Origin of the sequence: Vagococcus acidifermentans, assembly GCF_003987655.1 — a bacterium.
Taxonomy (GTDB): Bacteria; Bacillota; Bacilli; order Lactobacillales; family Vagococcaceae; genus Vagococcus_B; species Vagococcus_B acidifermentans.
In genome coordinates, this window is sequence record NZ_NGKC01000004.1 from 149,624 (window position 1) to 167,252 (window position 17,629).

Genomic DNA, 17,629 nt, shown 5'->3' on the forward strand with positions numbered 1-17,629 from the left:
ATGTCATGTTAGTCCCTGTTATCTTCATGCTGAATGAAAAGGAATGAGACAGCTATATGACAAAACCAGTTATCACGATTATCGGTGCAGGACTTGCCGGCAGCGAAGCAGCTTGGCAGGCAGCAGAGCAGGGCGTCGCAGTCAAGCTTTACGAAATGAGAAAAATCAAAAAGACGCCGGCCCATCAGACGGAAAAATTCGCTGAACTGGTGTGCTCCAATTCATTGCGCGCCAACAATCTGACTAATGCAGTCGGTGTTTTAAAAGAAGAGATGCGCCGTTTCGATTCGCTGATTACAGAAGCAGCTGACGCGACTCAAGTTCCGGCAGGCGGGGCGCTGGCGGTTGACCGGGAACAGTTTTCACAATTTATTACAGACCGGCTGCGTCATCATCCTAACATCACTGTTTTCGATGAAGAAGTCCGTGATATCCCGGACAACGAGGTGGCAGTCATCGCTTCCGGACCGCTGACGTCCGAGGTGCTGGCGGAGAAAATCGCCGGCTTCACGGAACAGGAAGGTTTGTACTTTTATGATGCTGCCGCTCCAATCATTGATAAAGCGACCATTAACATGGATAAGGTCTATTTAAAATCCCGCTATGACAAGGGTGAAGCGGCTTATTTGAACTGCCCGATGACAAAAGAAGAATTTCATGCTTTCCGCGATGCTTTGATTGCCGCGGAAGTCGCACCTTTAAAACGCTTTGAAAAGGAAAAATATTTTGAAGGCTGCATGCCGATTGAAGTCATGGCAAACCGCGGTGAAAAGACGATGCTGTTCGGTCCGATGAAACCTGTCGGGCTTGAAGACCCGAAAACAGGCAAACGTCCCTATGCGGTTGTTCAACTGCGGCAAGATAATGCGGCTGCCTCACTGTACAACATCGTCGGCTTTCAAACACATTTGAAATGGGGCGAACAAAAACGCATTATCCGTATGATTCCTGGACTCGAACAGGCAGAGATTGTCCGTTACGGGGTCATGCATCGAAATACTTTTTTGAACTCGCCAGAGCTGCTTGAACCGACGTATCAAACAAAAAAACGCGCTTCTCTGTTTTTTGCCGGTCAAATGACTGGTGTGGAAGGCTATGTCGAGAGTGCGGCAAGCGGACTGGTTGCCGGCATCAACGCGGCAAGACTGGCGCTCGGCAAGGAGCCGTTGATATTTCCAGCAGTCACTGCGATTGGCGGTCTGGCTCATTACATCACCCATACATCCGGCAAACATTTTCAGCCGATGAATGTGAATTTCGGTTTGTTTCCTGAACTGCCGGAAAAAATCCGCGACAAAAAATTGCGCTACGAAGCACTGGCTGACCGCTCGTTAACGGCGATTGGCGAGTTTAAGGCGTCCATAACGTAACAAAAACACATGTCTGCATGATTGCGGCATGTGTTTTTCCGTTGTCCGGCAAGAGTTACGCAAATTGTTGCTTTTTTCGTAACAATTGTTTAAATTCTGACAATTTATTTGTTTTAACGAAACAGCTGTGGTACATTATTTTTGTAAAACTAATTGGAGTGAACACTATGTCGAAGGAAGAAATGCTGTCCTCTTTTTTAAAGTATCTGGTTGTGGAGCGTCAATATTCCGATAAAACGGAACTGGCGTACAAAGATGATATACTGGATTTTTATGAATTTTTGGAAAAAACGGGAGACGACCGCTATCTGACTATCACGGTTCATGACATACGGATTTATTTATCCGAACTGCATGAACGCAATTACAGCCGGAACACTATCAGCCGGAAAATCTCCAGTTTACGTTCGTTTTATCAGTTTTTGGTGAGAAACGGCCTGATTGAGGAAAATCCGTTTTCCTACATCCAAATGAAACGCTCCCGGCTGCGGCTGCCGCGTTTCTTTTACGAAAAAGAATTGCAAGCCTTGTTTGACGCAGCTGAAGGCGAGATGCCGCTGGATTACCGCAATGTGGCATTGCTTGAAGTGTTGTACGGCACAGGGATGCGGGTCAGCGAATGCGTGAATGTGACACTTTCGGATATTGATTTTGACACGGGTGTTTTTCTGGTTCACGGAAAAGGCAATAAAGAACGCTATGTCCCGTTCGGCAGTTTTATTGAAGATGCACTGAAAAATTATTTTCAGCAGTGTAGAGAGCCGCTGATGGCCAAATACGGGCAGGAACATGACTATGTCTTTATCAGCCACCGCGGTCAGCAAATCACACCGGCCGGCGTTCAGTATGTATTGAAGGCAATTATCCGCAAAAGCGCACTGACGACAGACATCCATCCGCACATGCTGCGCCACACTTTTGCGACGCATTTGTTGAATAACGGAGCGGATATGCGGACCGTTCAGGAACTGCTGGGGCATGCCAGCTTGTCGTCAACCCAAGTCTATACACATGTGACAACCGATAACTTACAAAAAAGCTATCGACATTTTCACCCCAGAGCTTAGCAAAATCGACAGTTAAAGGAGACATATTATCTATGGCTTATACAACTTTTCACTCGACGACCATTTGTGCAGTCGAAAAAGACGGCAAGTTTGCCATGGCCGGCGACGGTCAGGTCACAATGGGCGAGTCAGTAGTCATGAAAGGCACCGCGCGCAAGGTCCGCCGTATTTATAACGATGAAGTCGTGGTCGGCTTTGCCGGCAGTGTCGCAGACGCATTTAATCTGGAAGAGAAGTTTGAAACGAAACTGAATGAATATAAAGGCAACTTGATGCGCGCGGCCGTTGAATTGGCAATGGAGTGGCGTAGCGACAAGGTCATGCAAAAATTGGAAGCAATGCTGATTGTCATGAATGACAAGGAGATGCTGGTCGTCTCCGGGACGGGCGAGGTGATTGCACCGGATGATGGTATTTTGGCCATCGGTTCCGGCGGCAACTATGCCTTGGCAGCTGCCCGGGCATTGAAAAAACGCGGGGACAGCAGCATGACTGCCGGCGATATTGCCCGCGAAGCACTGAATGTTGCCGCAGACATCTGCGTGTACACAAATCACAACATTATCGTAGAAGAAATTTAAGAGGATGTGCGAAGATGATAACGATGACTAGTAAGACACCAAAAGAAATCGTAGCTGAATTGGACCAGTACGTTGTGGGTCAGCATACTGCAAAAAAAGCGGTAGCGATTGCGCTTAGAAACAGATATCGGCGCATGCAGCTGGACGAGGAGATGCAGCAGGAAGTCACGCCGAAGAACTTGCTGATGATTGGACCGACCGGTGTGGGCAAAACAGAAATAGCCCGCCGGCTGGCGAAAATCGTCAATGCTCCGTTTGTCAAAGTAGAAGCTACGAAGTTCACGGAAGTCGGCTATGTCGGCCGTGACGTCGAATCCATGGTCCGTGATTTAGTCGAAGCCAGTATTTTAATTGTGCGGAAACAGCAGTACAGTCAAGTATATACGAAGGCGCTGAAAAAAGCCGAGGACCGTCTGGTCAAGCTGCTTGTGCCCGGTATCAAGAAAGAAAAACGTCAGTCAGGCAATCAGTTTGACATGATGATGCAGATGATGAGCGGCATGCAGCAAAATCAGGAAGAGGAAAAGGAAGAAGTCACTGATTCTATCCGTGTCAGCCGCGAAACGGTCCAGTCCCAGCTGGAGAAAGGTCTGCTGGAAGACCGCGAAGTGACGGTGGAAGTGGAAGAAAAGAAATCAGTGCCGATGATGAACAGCGGCTTGGAACAGATGGGAATCGATTTGAGCGACACGTTGAGTGCACTGACGCCGAAGAAAAAAGTCAAACGTACGCTGACCATCAAGGAAGCCCGGGAACTTTTGGTTCAGGAAGAATCTGCCAAGCTGGTCAATGACGCGGACATTCACAGCGAGGCCATCAGTCTGGCGCAAAATCAGGGGATTATCTTTATTGACGAATTTGATAAAATCACGTCCAAATCCGACCAGGGCGGACAAGTTTCCAGGGAAGGCGTCCAGCGGGATATCCTGCCGATTGTGGAGGGGTCGCAAATCAATACGAAATACGGACCGATTCACACTGACCATATTTTATTTATCGCATCAGGGGCGTTTCACATCAGCAAGCCGAGCGATTTGATACCGGAGCTTCAAGGAAGGTTCCCGATCAGAGTCGAGCTGGATGACTTGTCAGCCGAAGACTTTGTCAAAATATTGACGGAGCCGAATAACGCTCTTGTCAAACAGTATATCGCGCTTTTGGCAACAGAAAACATCAAAGTCACGTTTACCAAGGAAGCGATTGAAAAAATTGCGGATATTGCCTATACGGTCAACCGCGAAACAGACAATATCGGAGCCAGAAGACTGCATACGATTTTGGAAAAACTGCTGGAAGACTTGTTGTTCGAAGCGTCTGACATGCAGATGGGTGATATTCAAATCACCGAACAATATGTGGCTGATAAACTGGCGCATATTGTTGCAAATCAAGACTTAAGCCGCTATATTCTATAAAAGGAGAATTGAACATGGGAACCTTATTGGCTAAAACACGAATGATCAATGAATTACTTCAACAGGAAAATACGTTAAGCCTTGACTCGGAATTGCCTTACAACAAAATGGCGGACGCATTGGGCGACATCCTCGACAGCAACACTTACATCATTAATAAAGACGGTAAAGTATTAGGCTACATCGTGCTGCACGATATCAATAACGAGCGTATCAAAGACATGCTGGTGATGCAGCGCTTTCCGAAAAATTATGCTGAAAATGTCGGACGTGTCAGCCGCACAGAAGAAAATATTCCAATCACCAATGAATTGACCGCATTCCCGATCGAACTGCGGGAGGAGCTGACGGATACCTATACGACTGTGGTCCCGATATATGGTGCCGGCGAGCGGCTGGGGACGATTATCCTCGGCAGAATCGGCACAGCCTTTGACAATGATGACTTAGTTTTGGCGGAATACAGTGCAACAGTGGTCGGTATGCAAATACTCCATCAGACTTCCCGGGAAATCGAACAGGAAATCCGCAACAAGACGATGGTGCAAATGGCTATTAATACGCTGTCGTACAGTGAGCTGAAAGCAGTCAAAGCTATTTTTGACAAGCTGGAAGGCGATGAGGGACGTTTGACTGCTTCCAATATTGCCGACCAAATCGGCATCACCCGTTCTGTTATCGTCAATGCACTGCGGAAACTGGAATCTGCAGGCATCATCGAATCGCGTTCTCTGGGCATGAAGGGGACATACATTAAAATCATCAACCATTTATTTAAAGAACAGCTGGCGAAAGAAAAAATTATTTAAGTCAGGTCAGGGGGAGTCCAATGAGCATCACTATTGAAAATGAGTTTTTGCAAGCTTCCTTTCATACAGTGGGAGCTGAGTTGTACAGCTTGAAACACAAGAAGGCATCCGTAGAATATATCTGGCAGGGAAACCCAGAGTTCTGGGGACGTCATGCACCGGTCCTGTTTCCGTTTGTGGGCCGGCTGAAACACGACACGTACCGCTATCAGGGACAAACTTATCCGATGTCGCAACACGGCTTTGCACGCGACCATGAGTTTACATTAACCGCTCATGGTGCGTCTCATGCGACTTTTTCACTGACAAGTTCACCGGAGACAAAAGCCGTCTATCCGTTTGATTTTGAGCTGCTGATTTCTTATCAGCTGGAAGAACAGACGCTGACAGTCACTTACGAAGTACGGAATTTAGGGGAAGAACTTTATTTTTCAATTGGCGGACATCCTGCATTCAACGTCCCGCTAGTACCGAATACTGAATTTACCGATTATTACATCCGGTTTCACCCGTCAAAATCACGTCTGACATTGCCGCTTTCCGGCCCTTATGTCGATTTTGACAACCGCACACTGGCGCAGACGAATACGAACATTAATTTGAATCGCCGGTTGTTTGAAAATGATGCGTTTATTTTGGAAACGGTCGGCAAAAACAGTTTTTCCATCTTGTCTGAGAAGACCAGCCGCTCAGTGGCTCTGAGTTATGACAACATGCCGTACGTTGGTATCTGGTCGCCGTACCCGAAGGAAGCGCCGTTTGTCTGTATCGAGCCGTGGTGCGGAGTAGCTGATACGGTGGATGCGTCAGGCAATATCGAAGAAAAGCTGGGCATCAATCATTTGATAGCCGGTCAGCATTTTACATGCAGCTACGCGATAACCGTAAATTAAAAAACTGACCGTTGCAATCACGACCCAATATCTCGCTTGGCGCATATTGGGTCGGGGCAATGTGTCAGTTTTTAACTGTGGTAGTAGCTTCTGTCTTCAAGACCGAGTTCGCTCAGGATGATGCTGGCCGTCTCTTCAATGGAGCGTTGGGCCACATTGATAACCGGGCAGCCGATTTTTTTATAAAGATTATTGGCAAATTCCAGTTCTTCTTTAATCTTATTGATATTCGAATAGGCTGTATCGGGATTCAGCCCATAGGCAATCATCCGTTCTTTGCGAATCACATTCAATATTTTCGGGTCATTGGTCAAGCCGACAATTTTTTTAGGGTTGACTTCCCAAAGCTGAGAGGGGATATGTGCTTCTGGAATCAGCGGCAAATTTGCTACTTTCAGATTTTTGTTTGCCAGAAACAAACTGAGAGGGGTTTTTGATGTGCGGGAAACACCAAGTAAAATGATGTCTGCCTGTAAAAAGCCTCTCGGGTCTTTGCCGTCGTCATATTTGACCGCAAACTCCATCGCAGCGATACGGTCAAAATAGTTTTTGTTCAGAAAATGCATGGCACCAGGCAATCTGTTAGGCTCCGTCTCTGAACGGCGGCTGATTTCATCCACCAGCGGCGTCAGCGGGTCAATCGAAAAGATGCCGTTTTCTTGACAAAATTGCTTGGCGATGACGACCAGCTCATCCACAATCAATGTCTGCAAAACAATGGCGTCAAGCTCTTTGGCTTCCTGCAACACATCCATCAACGTTTCCTTGTCGCTAACAAATGTCCGCCTGACAATCTGGACTTCCAAATCAAGGACATCATATTGGGCGATGGCGGCTTGAGCCAGTTTCGATGCTGTTTCTCCGGCCGAATCGGAAATGACGTAAATATGAATCACTTTATCTACCATAAAAAACTCCCTTTCTTGCATTTCATTCGCTACTATTATAGCATATAATCACAGAGCAACTTGGACTATTTATAAGGTGTGAAAAAAAATGAACACAAAACTGAATGATGCTTTGGCAGTCTTGAAAAAAGAAGGGCTGAAGCTGACAACAAAACGCAAAGATATTTTAGCGTATCTCTTTGAAGAAAACCGGTATGTCAGTGCAAAAGAAGTGTATGACTCGCTAAGTGCAACGTATACTGGTATGAGTTACGACACAGTTTACCGCAACTTGCATGATTTTGAACAGTTGTCTCTAATTGAAGTGACTGAACTGGACGGTGAAAAAAAATTTCGTTTTCATTGTTCGTACGGTGACCACCACGGACACCATCATCATTTCATTTGTACAGAGTGCGGGGCGACCCGCGAAATATCGCTGTGTCCGATGGATTTTTTTAAAGAACAACTGCCCGGCTGCGTCATCGAAGACCACCGATTTGAAATACTCGGCAAATGCGAAATTTGCGCAAAAAGATGATCTCGGGGTTGACTGAAAAAAACACATTAGATATAATGATACGTGAACAGTTTTTTGTTTTTTATGTTTTGTGACAATTAATTATGAAAAACGGTTACTTAAGTTTGGGGGGAGGGAATTTTCATGTCAAAAACTGTTGTTCGTAAAAACGAATCATTAGATGACGCTCTTCGTCGCTTCAAACGTTCCGTTTCAAAAACTGGTACACTACAAGAATACCGTAAACGCGAGTACTACGAAAAGCCAAGTGTTCGCCGCAAGAAAAAGTCTGAAGCAGCCAGAAAACGCAAAAAATTCTAAAGTTAGCGAATGGAGCTGAGAATATGTCTCTTTTAACTACGTTAAATGATGATATGAAAGCAGCGATGAAGGCCAAAGATAAAGCGACATTGACTGTCATCCGCATGCTGAAGGCAGCTGTCCAAAACGAGGAAATCAAATTGGGCAAGCCGCTTGACGAAGATGGAGAACTGACGATTCTGTCTCGCGAGATGAAGCAGCGCAACGAATCCTTGGCAGAATTTAAAAAAGCGGGACGAGACGATTTAGTCGACAAGATTAATCAAGAAATTTTGGTTGTAGAAAAATATTTACCTAAGCAGCTGACAGATGAAGAAATCCGCCAGCTTGTACAGGACGCTATCACGAAATCCGGAGCCGCATCGGTCAAAGAATTCGGCAAGGTCATGGCGATTGTCATGCCGCAGGTCAAAGGGAAAGCGGACGGTCAAGTTGTGAACGGTATTGTCAAAGAACTGCTGAGCTAAATACATGTAAATCGAAGTACTTTAAAACAATCTGATTTGTTTTAAGGTACTTTTTTTTCGTTATGTACAGTAATCTTTGTGATTGGCGCTTTTTGTGGTATTATTTAAGAGTGTAATCTGAATTAAGGAGATGTAAATTATTTGACGACAAGCAAAAATTTCTCAGAAGATGTCATGATTCGCAACGAGCAAGACATCAGCCAGCTACTTGGCACGCATGACAAGCATCTTAAGTTTTTGGAAGAACAAACAGAAACAGCTGTCACGACTAGAGGCGACATCATTCACATCTCTGGAGAAGAAGCTGCCGTAAACATTGCAAAATCGGTGCTCGAGGTGATTCAAGAACTGATGAGCCGAGGCAACCTGGTAAGCACAGCAGACTTTGCTGCAGCTATCCAAATGGCTCGCAAAGGCACGTTGGATTATTTTCTTGACATGTATGAAGAAACATTGATCAAGGATTTCAGCGGCAAACCGATCAAAATAAAAAATCTTGGTCAGCGCCACTATATCAATGCCATCAGACGCAGCGACGTCGTCTTCGGGATTGGCCCGGCCGGTACCGGGAAAACATTTCTTGCCGTTGTCATGGCGATATCCGCAATGAAAAAAGGCGAGGTTCAAAAAATCATTTTGACGCGTCCGGCAGTAGAAGCAGGTGAGAGTCTCGGCTTTCTTCCCGGCGACTTGCAGGAAAAAGTCAATCCTTATTTGCGCCCGGTTTATGACGCGCTGTATAGCATTCTGGGAGTCGAACATACGAACCGCCTGATGGAACGCGGTGTCATTGAAATCGCGCCGCTGGCCTATATGCGCGGCCGTACGCTGGAGGAAAGTTTTGTTATTCTCGACGAGGCGCAGAATACGAGCATTTCGCAGATGAAAATGTTTTTGACCCGGCTTGGTTTCCGCTCGAAAATGGTGATTAACGGGGATAAAACACAGATAGACCTTCCCCGCGGGGTCGTCAGCGGATTGGTACATGCCGAAATGATTTTAAAAGGGCTGAAAAAAATTGAATTTGTTGAATTTGACACGAGTGATGTCGTGCGTCATCCTGTGGTGGCAGACATCATCAAGGCTTATGAGGAAAACAATTAATTGGTGGAGCGCTGTTTAGGAGTGTAACATAATGAATGCTAAAATCGATAAAACCATGAAAATGCTGGGAAAATATTATATCCCCCTTATATTAGCCGTTTTTTCAGTAGTTTCATTCCTGTTCGGGGCGAGCAGTATTTATCAGAAAAATTTGAATATCCGCGAAGGACAGTTGGCAGATGAGACTATCCGTGCCAACAAGACGGTGGAAAACAAGGAAGAAACCGAAGAAAAACGCCGGCTGGCCGAAGAGGCAGTGGTACCTGAGTACACTTTCAATGCTAACAAAGCGGCCGACCAGCAGGACCTTATCAATCGCCTGTTCGGTCTGGTAAATGAAGTGAACGCGGAAGCAAAGAAAAAATATGATGAAGCCAAACAAAATGCCAAGGATAAAGAAGTTGTAACCGAACCGAGCATTGAAGAGAAGATGGCCATGCTGAAAAGCAAACTAGAATCCATCAGTCAGGATGACATGGCGTTTTTCCAGAGTTTTCAGGATGCGTTTTATAAACAGCTGTTGAACTTTTCAAGCAGCGATTTGAAGACACTGCAGGAAAAGAGTCTGGATATCGTTGAAGAAGCCATGGCCCGCCACATCCGCCAGTCGACTCTGGAATCGGAGATGCAGCGAGCGAAAGACCAGATTCAATATTTGGGCGTAAGCAGTGAACTGCAGCAGGCCATCCGCATCATCGTGAATTCATCGATTGTTGTCAACGAAGTGGCTAATGAAAAAGCGACAGAACAGCTGCGCAAGAACGCTCGTGAGAATGTTCAGCCGGTCATGATTTATCAAGGGGAAATCATCGTTCGTGAAAGCGAGCAGATTGACGCCAAAGCCATGAAGAAAATCAAACTGCTGGGACTTAACCAGCAGACGACATCGATTATTCCGATGATTTCGCTGGCGTGTCTGATTGTACTGCAGCTGTTTTTGCTGATGATTTTATTAAAACCGCAAAGCAATCAGGCCAAAATGAAACGCGATGTGACCTTTTATACGCTGTCGATGACGATTGCTATCGTGTTGATGAAACTGCTGCAAATTTTGCAAAACGACACATTTGACTATATCGCTTTGCTGTTTCCAGTCGCATTCGTGCCGTTGATGCTGATTATTTTTATCAGCCGGCGGACAGGGATGCTGGCATCGATTTTCCAAGGCATCTTTGCCATCTTTATTTTCTATGATTTGGCAGGCACGACGGCGCTGCTCTCGATTGCGATGAACTATGCCTTTAACGGTGTCATGGCAACTTTTCTGGATAAAAAGCGGATTGGCTATCAGCTCAAGCAAGCATCGCTCTTGCTGATTATCGTGCCGACAGTCTTTACGGCGATTCTTTTGACGTATCAAGGATTGAATTTCTTTGACAGCCGGACACTGACATCGATTCTGTGCAGTGCCTTGGGCGGGAGCTTTGCGTTTCTCCTGTCAATCGGACTGCATCCGTACGTGGAACTGCTGGTCACTGATGACAGCGTGATTGTGCTAAATGAACTGAGCAACCCCAATCACCCGCTGCTGAAACGGCTGCTGCAGGAAGCACCCGGCACGTATCACCACAGCATGATGGTGGCCAGCCTGAGTGCCAATGCAGTTGCAGAAATCGGCGGGCGTACGCTGTTGACGCGTGTGGCGTGTTATTATCATGACATCGGCAAAATCAAACACGCCAATTTCTTTGTCGAAAACCTTCCGACCGGCGCAGAAAATCCGCACAAGTTTCTGCTGCCCGGGGACAGTAAAGAAATCATCTTCAGTCACGTGACAGAAGGTGTTAAAATTCTCAAAAAAGAACAAATGCCGCAGTTCGTCATTGACGTCTGCCAGCAGCACCACGGCACGACCCTGATGCGGTACTTCTATGTGAAAGCAGAAGAGCGGGACCCGAATGTCAAAGAGGAGTCCTACCGCTATCCAGGTCCGAAGCCGCAATCGCGGGAAGCCGGTGTGGTGAATATCGCCGACAGTGCTGAAGCGGCAGTCCGGGCGATGGACAATCCGACCAATGAAAAAATCAAAGAATTTTTACACGATTTGATTAAATCCAGATTGGAAGACGGCCAGCTCAATGAAACCGGCTTGACGTTGAACGAACTGGAAAAAGTCGAAAAATCGCTGTATGATGGATTATGCAGCTCCTTCCATTCCCGTATCAAATACCCGAAGATGAAGTCTGAGGCGGAGCGGATGAAACAGGAGCAAGAAGAAAGGGGTCTTTAACCGTTGGAGATTAGTTTGATTGATAAAACAGAACGTTTGACCACCGGCCAGCTGGATGAGGTCGACCGTTTGCTGCAGTTTGCTGCAGACACGCTGGGCATTGAAGAAACGGCTGAGATGTCTGTAAGTTTTGTAATGAATCAGGAAATTCAGCAAATCAACAAAGACTATCGGCAAAAAGACGCCCCGACCGATGTGATTAGTTTTGCGATAGAAGATGAAGGAGCAGATGAACTGCCTTTACTGATGGAGACAGTGGCTAATTTGCCGCGGGAGTTGGGCGACATCATCATTTCACTGGAGCGGGCGGCCGAACAGGCAGAGGAATATGGACATAGTTTTGAACGGGAACTGGGCTTTCTCGCTGTTCACGGATTTTTACATCTCAACGGCTACGACCATATGACCGAAGAAGAGGAAAAAGAAATGTTCGGACTGCAAAGAAAGATTTTGGATGCATATGGACTCAAAAGATAAACGTATCGAAAAAAACAAAACACTCCATGCCTCGTTTTACCATGCCTTTCAGGGTTTTGTAACAGTGTTTAAAGAAGAACGCAACATGAAAGTACACGTTTTAGCAGGTGTTTGTGCAGTGATTGCCGGTTTGCTGTTTAAGCTGACAGCATCAGAGTGGCTCTGGATTGCGCTGGCAATCTTTGTTGTCATCATTATCGAGGTCATCAACACGTCCCTTGAAAATATGGTGGATTTGGCAACCGGCTGTACGTACCACCCGCTTGGCAAAAAAGTCAAGGACATGGCAGCAACGGCGGTGCTGATATCGGCGGTATTCGCCCTTGTCGTCGGCGGCATCATTTTTCTGCCGAAAGTCATGCATTTATGGAAATAACCAGATGGAGGAACCAGAAACTTATGGACACACAAGCTTTCAAGTCGGGCTTTGCAGCAATCATCGGCCGGCCGAATGTTGGTAAATCGACACTTTTAAATCGCATCGTGGCTCAGAAAATTGCGATTATGAGCGATAAAGCGCAAACGACGCGCAATAAAATCCAAGGCGTTTACACAACAGAAGAGGAACAAATCGTCTTTATTGACACGCCCGGGATACACAAGCCGAAAACAAAACTCGGCGACTTCATGGTGGAAGCTGCATACAGTGCTCTTAGAGAAGTCGATGTCATATTATTTATGGTCAGTGCAGACCAGCCGCGCGGCGCTGGTGATGATTTCATCATTGAAAAAATCCGCCAGCAGCAGACGCCTGTTTTTTTGGTTATCAATAAAATTGACCAGCGTCATCCGGATGATCTGCTGGCGATCATTGATGATTACCGGACGCAGATGTCATTTGCGGAAATTATTCCTATTTCCGCCACTGAAGGCAATAATGTGGCACATCTCTTGTCAGTGATCAGCAGCTATTTGCCGGAAGGACCGCAGTACTATCCGAAGGACCAAATCACCGATCACCCGGAATATTTTATTGTTGCCGAGCTGATTAGAGAGAAGATTCTGGAGCTGACGGAGCAGGAGGTGCCCCATTCGGTAGCAGTCATTACGGAAAACATGGAGAAGGATGCCTATGACAAGATTCACGTGCAAGCGACAATCGTCGTGGAGCGGGACAGCCAGAAAGGAATCATCATCGGCAAAGGCGGTAAAATGCTCAAAAACATCGGGACAAAAGCACGCCGGGACATCGAACATTTGTTAGGCAACAAAGTTTATTTGGAATTGTGGGTCAAAGTTCAGAAAAACTGGCGGGACAAACAAAGCAATTTGCAAAACTTCGGCTATCGAAAAACAGACTATTAGCATGGATTCATTCCATGTTTTTTAGTTCTTGGGGACGGGGGGTGAGTGCCGATGAAACATGTTCATGAAACAGAGGGACTGGTCTTGTTTGCCAGAACGCACCGGGAAAAAGATAAACTGGTGAAAATTTTTACAGAATCATACGGCAAGCGGATGTTTTTCGTCAAACGGGCGATGCGTCCCAATAATCCGCTGACGCCAGCTTTGATGCCTTTTACAAAAGCTGTGTATATCGGCGACATCAGGGATGACGGCTTGTCTTTTTTAAATGCGGTCAAACACATCGAAGGGTTTCAAGTGATACAGCAGGATATTTTTATCAGCGCTTATGCTACGTATATGCTGAATCTGGTAGACGCTGCGATTGAAGACCGTGTGTATGACCCGGCGCTCTACGGCTTCACCAAACAGGCTTTGACAGCTTTGAACAATCAGATTGACCCGGAAATCATCACGAATATTTTTGAGATTCAATTGCTAAACCGTTTCGGTGTCGCAATCGACTGGAGCGGCTGCCGTATTTGCGGCGAGACGCAGGGAAAATTTGATTTTTCACCGGCGTATAACGGCTTGTTGTGCGAGCAGCATATTTACAAAGATGACCACCGGCTTCATGCCGACCCGAAAGCCATTCATTTTTTAAGGATGTTTTCGCAGATTTCATACGAGCAGATCAATCAAATCACTATGAAGGAGTCGACCAAGCAACTGATTCGGCATGTAATCGACGAGCTTTATGACGAATATGTCGGGCTCCACTTGAAGAGTAAAAAATTTATCGACGATATGAAATCTTGGGAAGATACATTGAAAAACAAAAACAATATGCCTGACAGCCGTGATTAAGAGGCTTCAGGCATATTTTTTAATGCTTCATGTGTTGTTTATACAGACGCTGCAGGGAATGGTACAGCGAGCGGCTGTCAAGCAAGGTGATATGATTGGCGAGCAGAAATTGTTCGAACATGTCGAACGTATAATTGTCAGCCATGGTCAAGCCGTAAAAAAAGATAAGGAGCAGGCTGGATTCCTCCATGGTCGGACTTGTTGCAAAGGCGTCGATATAGCTGTCGAAAAAAGGTGCGAACTTGCGGAACGACTGTTTTAATTCGGTGATGTCTTCAATCTTGAAATGCGCCAGAGTGTTTGTATAGCTCGAAACAAAGTGGTAAGCAGAAGGAATGATTTTTAACTTGTATTTTTTTATCAGCAATTTGAGCTGATGCCGATACACGTCGTCAGACCTGATGAACACAAAAAGTTCATTTTGTGATATTGCCATAACGAACCTCCTTTGTAAACTACTTTAAATTTTAGCATATTTCCGGTCAGCTGATAACAACCTTAAATCACAAAAATATTTTTATTGGCTTCAAAATAATTTTATTCAGGTAAGCAGCTACTGATTGTTATACAGTTTTTTAAAAGACAGCGGAGTATAGCCGGTTTCGCGCCGGAAAGTTGCAACGAAATGGCTGACATCGTTAAATCCCGTCCGGAACGCAATAGTTTTGATATCCAGATACGGGTGATTGACCAGCAACTCTTTGGCTTTTTTAAGCGGTATTGCACTAAATAACGGCTGGTGGAAAGACCTAAAAAGCGGTTGAACAGCCTTGTCAAATACTGAGGAGAGACAAATAGACGCTTAGCAAGAGATGACACGGCGATATCATGCGCGTAATTGTCCGCAATATATGCTAATGCCGGTTCAACGTAGGCTGTAAAGAGCGGATGTTTTTCGGCATTTTGTACACCATATCCCGACAATGCGGCCAGCTGTGACAAAAAGCGGAAACAATCAACGGAAAGAGCATCAGGGTCAACCGGCGTATTTGTGTCAAACAGCGCGACATAGTGTTCAATCCAATGTGAAAATGAAAAGGACGTCTGGTTTTCAGCCGTGATATGATCTGCATCGCCAACAATCAGGTGAATGCTCTCTGCCAGTGTGCCATTGAATGTGACAAAACAGGTATGCCAGTGTTTGGCCGTATCCGGAAAATAAACGTGCGGTGTAAAAGGTGGAATCAACATTCCCTGATTTTCTTTTAAACGGATAGTCTGCTGCTTGCTGACTACGGTTCCGCTGCCGGTTTCCGTCTGCAGCCAGTGATAGTACGGGTAGCCGTTAGAGCGGCGAACTTTTTCCTGATGCCAGTGATTGCCGATGCTTTCGATTGACAACGGCAGTCGTTCAGAAGACAGATGATAGTATATCGGCATGGGAGGTCTCCTTTGTTTCGATTTCTCATATAATTTAGTTTATCATACCAAACTATTTCAGACAGCAACAGTTATAATCATGGTAATAACTAAAAAATACAAGTGAGGGAGTTGCGCTGTATGAAACAATTTGAAATCACAGATGATTTTTATCTCAATGGCTACCCGTTTAAAATTATTTCCGGGGCAATCCATTATTTTAGAGTTGTGCCGGAATATTGGCACGACCGTTTGCAAAAATTAAAGATGCTCGGCTGCAATACGGTCGAAACTTACATCCCGTGGAACATGCACGAACCGCAAGAAGGTGCTTTTGATTTCACCGGTATACTTGATATTCGATCATTCGTTAAAATAGCCGGCGAGTTGGACTTATTCGTGATTTTGCGTCCTTCACCGTATATTTGTGCCGAATGGGAATTTGGCGGGTTGCCATATTGGTTGCTGCAATATCCGGAATTGACAATACGCCAGTCATGTCCGCTGTTTATGCAAAAGGTCGGCAACTATTTTGACCGTTTATTTAAAGAGATAGGTGATTTGCAGTTGACTGCTGGCGGGCCTGTTATTATGATGCAAATTGAAAATGAATACGGCAGTTACAGCAACGACTTGCACTATTTAAACAGTTTGGCAGACATGATGATTGACAGAGGCGTGACAGTACCGCTGGTCACTTCCGACGGACCGTGGGGCGATATGCTGGAAAACGGGTCGCTTCCTGATCGTGCACTGGCAACGATTAATTGCGGTTCTGACGTCAAACAGCATTTTAAACGTTTGAAACAATTTCATGGACGAAAGAAACCGCTAATGGTAATGGAATTCTGGATAGGCTGGTTTGATGCGTGGGAAGACAGTAAACATCATCAAACGTCTGTTACAGAGGCGGCAAATGAACTTGATGCAATTTTGTCAGAGGGTTCGGTCAATATTTACATGTTTCACGGCGGCACTAATTTCGGTTTTATGAACGGCTCAAATTACTATGACAAGCTGACTCCGGACGTGACCAGCTATGATTATGATGCACTGGTAACGGAATGGGGCGAACTCACACCAAAATACGAGGCCTTCCGCAAAGTCATCGGTCAATACACAGACTTGCCGGAGATGGATTTGGTGACTGATATTGTGTATAAATCCTATGATCGCCAGTTTGTATCGGAAAAAGTATCTTTGTTTGAATCGCTTGAGGACATCAGCAGCAAGGTAACTTCTGTGTCGCCTGTCAGCATGGAATGTTTGAATCAAGGGACAGGTTATATTTACTATAAAACTGAAATCGACAAAGCGGGCGTCATCGAAGATTTCAGATTGTTGAATTGTATGGACCGGGCACAGATTTTTGTCAACGGGAAACATCTTGCCACACAGTTAGATCAGGAAATTGGTGAAAAACTGACGTTGACGCTCGCGGCATCGGACAGTCAGCTGGGCATACTAGTCGAAAACATGGGACGAGTCAATTATTCTGCTAAAATGCTGCATCAAAAGAAGGGGATTAGTGACGGTGTACTTATCAACGGCGCCCTGCATACCGGATGGGATATTTATTCGCTGCCAATGACCAATCTGCAGCAGCTGGATTTTTCAAAACCGTATGAGGAAGGAGTCCCGGCTTTTTATAAAGTGATTTGCACGCTTGATGAAGTCGGCGACACTTTCATTAACATGACAGGATGGGGCAAAGGCTTTGTCGTAATTAACGGATTCAACATCGGCAGATTCTGGTCTGTCGGACCGCAGCAGAGTCTCTATATCCCGGCACCGCTGCTGAGAAAAGGGGAAAACGAACTGATTATCTTTGAGACGGAGGGTGTCGTTTCGCCGCATGTTACTCTGACTGATACACCAAATCTCGGCTGAATGATAAGAAATGGTTGACATTCTCAAAACCATCTCTTATTATGAATAGTAATCAAATAAATGTGCGCAGAACAAGCAAAGTAAAAAA

19 protein-coding genes are annotated in these 17,629 nt (G+C 45.6%); 16 read left to right on the forward strand and 3 right to left on the reverse strand.

Annotated elements, in window-relative coordinates:
• Positions 1-56: 56 nt before the first annotated feature.
• The 6 genes from trmFO to CBF27_RS05325 all read left to right on the forward strand — a co-directional run bounded on the left by trmFO (position 57) and on the right by CBF27_RS05325 (position 6,135).
• Positions 57-1,370, forward strand: a complete 1,314-nt coding sequence (trmFO, locus tag CBF27_RS05300; RefSeq protein WP_126813122.1) for a methylenetetrahydrofolate--tRNA-(uracil(54)-C(5))-methyltransferase (FADH(2)-oxidizing) TrmFO — start codon at positions 57-59, stop codon at positions 1,368-1,370.
• A gap of 167 nt (positions 1,371-1,537) precedes the next feature.
• Positions 1,538-2,437: a tyrosine recombinase XerC gene (gene xerC / locus CBF27_RS05305; protein ID WP_126813124.1), complete on the forward strand. Its 900-nt coding sequence runs from the start codon at positions 1,538-1,540 to the stop codon at positions 2,435-2,437.
• 32 nt (positions 2,438-2,469) lie between these two features.
• A complete protein-coding gene (gene hslV / locus CBF27_RS05310; protein WP_126813126.1) occupies positions 2,470-3,018 on the forward strand; it encodes an ATP-dependent protease subunit HslV in 549 nt (182 codons plus the stop codon).
• Between the two features lie 23 nt (positions 3,019-3,041).
• The gene (hslU, locus tag CBF27_RS05315; protein ID WP_425469920.1) at positions 3,042-4,433 is read left to right on the forward strand and encodes an ATP-dependent protease ATPase subunit HslU; all 1,392 of its coding nucleotides are present in this window, start codon (positions 3,042-3,044) and stop codon (positions 4,431-4,433) included.
• Positions 4,434-4,447: 14 nt separating this feature from the next.
• A complete protein-coding gene (gene codY, locus CBF27_RS05320; protein ID WP_126813128.1) occupies positions 4,448-5,242 on the forward strand; it encodes a GTP-sensing pleiotropic transcriptional regulator CodY in 795 nt (264 codons plus the stop codon).
• Between the two features lie 20 nt (positions 5,243-5,262).
• The gene (locus CBF27_RS05325) at positions 5,263-6,135 is read left to right on the forward strand and encodes an aldose 1-epimerase family protein (RefSeq protein WP_126813130.1); all 873 of its coding nucleotides are present in this window, start codon (positions 5,263-5,265) and stop codon (positions 6,133-6,135) included.
• Positions 6,136-6,206: 71 nt separating this feature from the next.
• Here CBF27_RS05325 and CBF27_RS05330 read toward each other — a convergent pair whose 3' ends face one another.
• Entirely contained in the window at positions 6,207-7,043 is an 837-nt protein-coding gene (locus tag CBF27_RS05330; protein ID WP_126813132.1) for a pyruvate, water dikinase regulatory protein, read from the reverse strand.
• Positions 7,044-7,131: 88 nt separating this feature from the next.
• Here CBF27_RS05330 and CBF27_RS05335 point away from each other — a divergent pair, with 88 nt between their 5' ends.
• The 9 genes from CBF27_RS05335 to recO all read left to right on the forward strand — a co-directional run bounded on the left by CBF27_RS05335 (position 7,132) and on the right by recO (position 14,292).
• On the forward strand, positions 7,132-7,563 hold the full coding sequence (locus CBF27_RS05335; RefSeq protein WP_126813134.1) for a Fur family transcriptional regulator: 432 nt from the start codon (positions 7,132-7,134) through the stop codon (positions 7,561-7,563).
• Between the two features lie 123 nt (positions 7,564-7,686).
• Positions 7,687-7,863 carry a 30S ribosomal protein S21 gene (gene rpsU / locus CBF27_RS05340; protein WP_126813136.1) on the forward strand — a complete coding sequence of 59 codons (177 nt, stop codon included), beginning with the start codon at positions 7,687-7,689 and terminating at the stop codon, positions 7,861-7,863.
• 23 nt (positions 7,864-7,886) lie between these two features.
• Complete coding sequence (locus CBF27_RS05345) at positions 7,887-8,330, forward strand: GatB/YqeY domain-containing protein (protein WP_126813138.1); 444 nt, start codon at positions 7,887-7,889, stop codon at positions 8,328-8,330.
• A gap of 174 nt (positions 8,331-8,504) precedes the next feature.
• The gene (locus tag CBF27_RS05350; protein WP_126813216.1) at positions 8,505-9,434 is read left to right on the forward strand and encodes a PhoH family protein; all 930 of its coding nucleotides are present in this window, start codon (positions 8,505-8,507) and stop codon (positions 9,432-9,434) included.
• 31 nt (positions 9,435-9,465) lie between these two features.
• Positions 9,466-11,664 (forward strand): HD family phosphohydrolase, encoded by a 2,199-nt coding sequence (locus CBF27_RS05355; protein ID WP_126813141.1) that lies wholly within the window; start codon positions 9,466-9,468, stop codon positions 11,662-11,664.
• A gap of 3 nt (positions 11,665-11,667) precedes the next feature.
• The gene (ybeY, locus tag CBF27_RS05360; protein WP_126813143.1) at positions 11,668-12,141 is read left to right on the forward strand and encodes an rRNA maturation RNase YbeY; all 474 of its coding nucleotides are present in this window, start codon (positions 11,668-11,670) and stop codon (positions 12,139-12,141) included.
• Positions 12,125-12,517, forward strand: coding sequence for a diacylglycerol kinase family protein (locus tag CBF27_RS05365; protein WP_281273658.1), 393 nt, complete (start codon positions 12,125-12,127; stop codon positions 12,515-12,517). Before ybeY ends, CBF27_RS05365 begins: the two co-directional genes overlap by 17 nt.
• A gap of 23 nt (positions 12,518-12,540) precedes the next feature.
• A complete protein-coding gene (gene era / locus CBF27_RS05370) occupies positions 12,541-13,446 on the forward strand; it encodes a GTPase Era (RefSeq protein WP_126813147.1) in 906 nt (301 codons plus the stop codon).
• A 51-nt stretch (positions 13,447-13,497) separates the two neighbouring features.
• Positions 13,498-14,292, forward strand: coding sequence for a DNA repair protein RecO (recO, locus tag CBF27_RS05375; protein WP_126813149.1), 795 nt, complete (start codon positions 13,498-13,500; stop codon positions 14,290-14,292).
• A gap of 19 nt (positions 14,293-14,311) precedes the next feature.
• On the opposite strand, the gene CBF27_RS05380 is transcribed toward recO, so the two are convergent.
• On the reverse strand, positions 14,312-14,728 hold the full coding sequence (locus tag CBF27_RS05380) for a hypothetical protein (protein ID WP_126813151.1): 417 nt from the start codon (positions 14,726-14,728) through the stop codon (positions 14,312-14,314).
• Between the two features lie 101 nt (positions 14,729-14,829).
• Positions 14,830-15,672 (reverse strand): AraC family ligand binding domain-containing protein, encoded by an 843-nt coding sequence (locus CBF27_RS05385; RefSeq protein WP_126813153.1) that lies wholly within the window; start codon positions 15,670-15,672, stop codon positions 14,830-14,832.
• A 120-nt stretch (positions 15,673-15,792) separates the two neighbouring features.
• Here CBF27_RS05385 and CBF27_RS05390 point away from each other — a divergent pair, with 120 nt between their 5' ends.
• Positions 15,793-17,541, forward strand: a complete 1,749-nt coding sequence (locus CBF27_RS05390; protein WP_126813155.1) for a glycoside hydrolase family 35 protein — start codon at positions 15,793-15,795, stop codon at positions 17,539-17,541.
• Positions 17,542-17,629: the final 88 nt, after the last annotated feature.

Coding starts and splice junctions, on each gene's coding strand:
- CBF27_RS05380 (WP_126813151.1), bottom strand. CDS start 14,728: ATGGCAATATCACAAAATGAACTTTTTGTGTTCATCAGGTCTGACGAC.
- era (WP_126813147.1), top strand. CDS start 12,541: ATGGACACACAAGCTTTCAAGTCGGGCTTTGCAGCAATCATCGGCCGG.
- CBF27_RS05325 (WP_126813130.1), top strand. CDS start 5,263: ATGAGCATCACTATTGAAAATGAGTTTTTGCAAGCTTCCTTTCATACA.
- CBF27_RS05345 (WP_126813138.1), top strand. CDS start 7,887: ATGTCTCTTTTAACTACGTTAAATGATGATATGAAAGCAGCGATGAAG.
- CBF27_RS05385 (WP_126813153.1), bottom strand. CDS start 15,672: ATGCCGATATACTATCATCTGTCTTCTGAACGACTGCCGTTGTCAATC.
- codY (WP_126813128.1), top strand. CDS start 4,448: ATGGGAACCTTATTGGCTAAAACACGAATGATCAATGAATTACTTCAA.
- CBF27_RS05350 (WP_126813216.1), top strand. CDS start 8,505: ATGATTCGCAACGAGCAAGACATCAGCCAGCTACTTGGCACGCATGAC.
- CBF27_RS05390 (WP_126813155.1), top strand. CDS start 15,793: ATGAAACAATTTGAAATCACAGATGATTTTTATCTCAATGGCTACCCG.
- CBF27_RS05355 (WP_126813141.1), top strand. CDS start 9,466: ATGAATGCTAAAATCGATAAAACCATGAAAATGCTGGGAAAATATTAT.
- hslV (WP_126813126.1), top strand. CDS start 2,470: ATGGCTTATACAACTTTTCACTCGACGACCATTTGTGCAGTCGAAAAA.
- xerC (WP_126813124.1), top strand. CDS start 1,538: ATGTCGAAGGAAGAAATGCTGTCCTCTTTTTTAAAGTATCTGGTTGTG.
- recO (WP_126813149.1), top strand. CDS start 13,498: ATGAAACATGTTCATGAAACAGAGGGACTGGTCTTGTTTGCCAGAACG.
- trmFO (WP_126813122.1), top strand. CDS start 57: ATGACAAAACCAGTTATCACGATTATCGGTGCAGGACTTGCCGGCAGC.
- CBF27_RS05335 (WP_126813134.1), top strand. CDS start 7,132: ATGAACACAAAACTGAATGATGCTTTGGCAGTCTTGAAAAAAGAAGGG.
- CBF27_RS05330 (WP_126813132.1), bottom strand. CDS start 7,043: ATGGTAGATAAAGTGATTCATATTTACGTCATTTCCGATTCGGCCGGA.
- hslU (WP_425469920.1), top strand. CDS start 3,042: ATGACTAGTAAGACACCAAAAGAAATCGTAGCTGAATTGGACCAGTAC.
- CBF27_RS05365 (WP_281273658.1), top strand. CDS start 12,125: ATGGACTCAAAAGATAAACGTATCGAAAAAAACAAAACACTCCATGCC.
- rpsU (WP_126813136.1), top strand. CDS start 7,687: ATGTCAAAAACTGTTGTTCGTAAAAACGAATCATTAGATGACGCTCTT.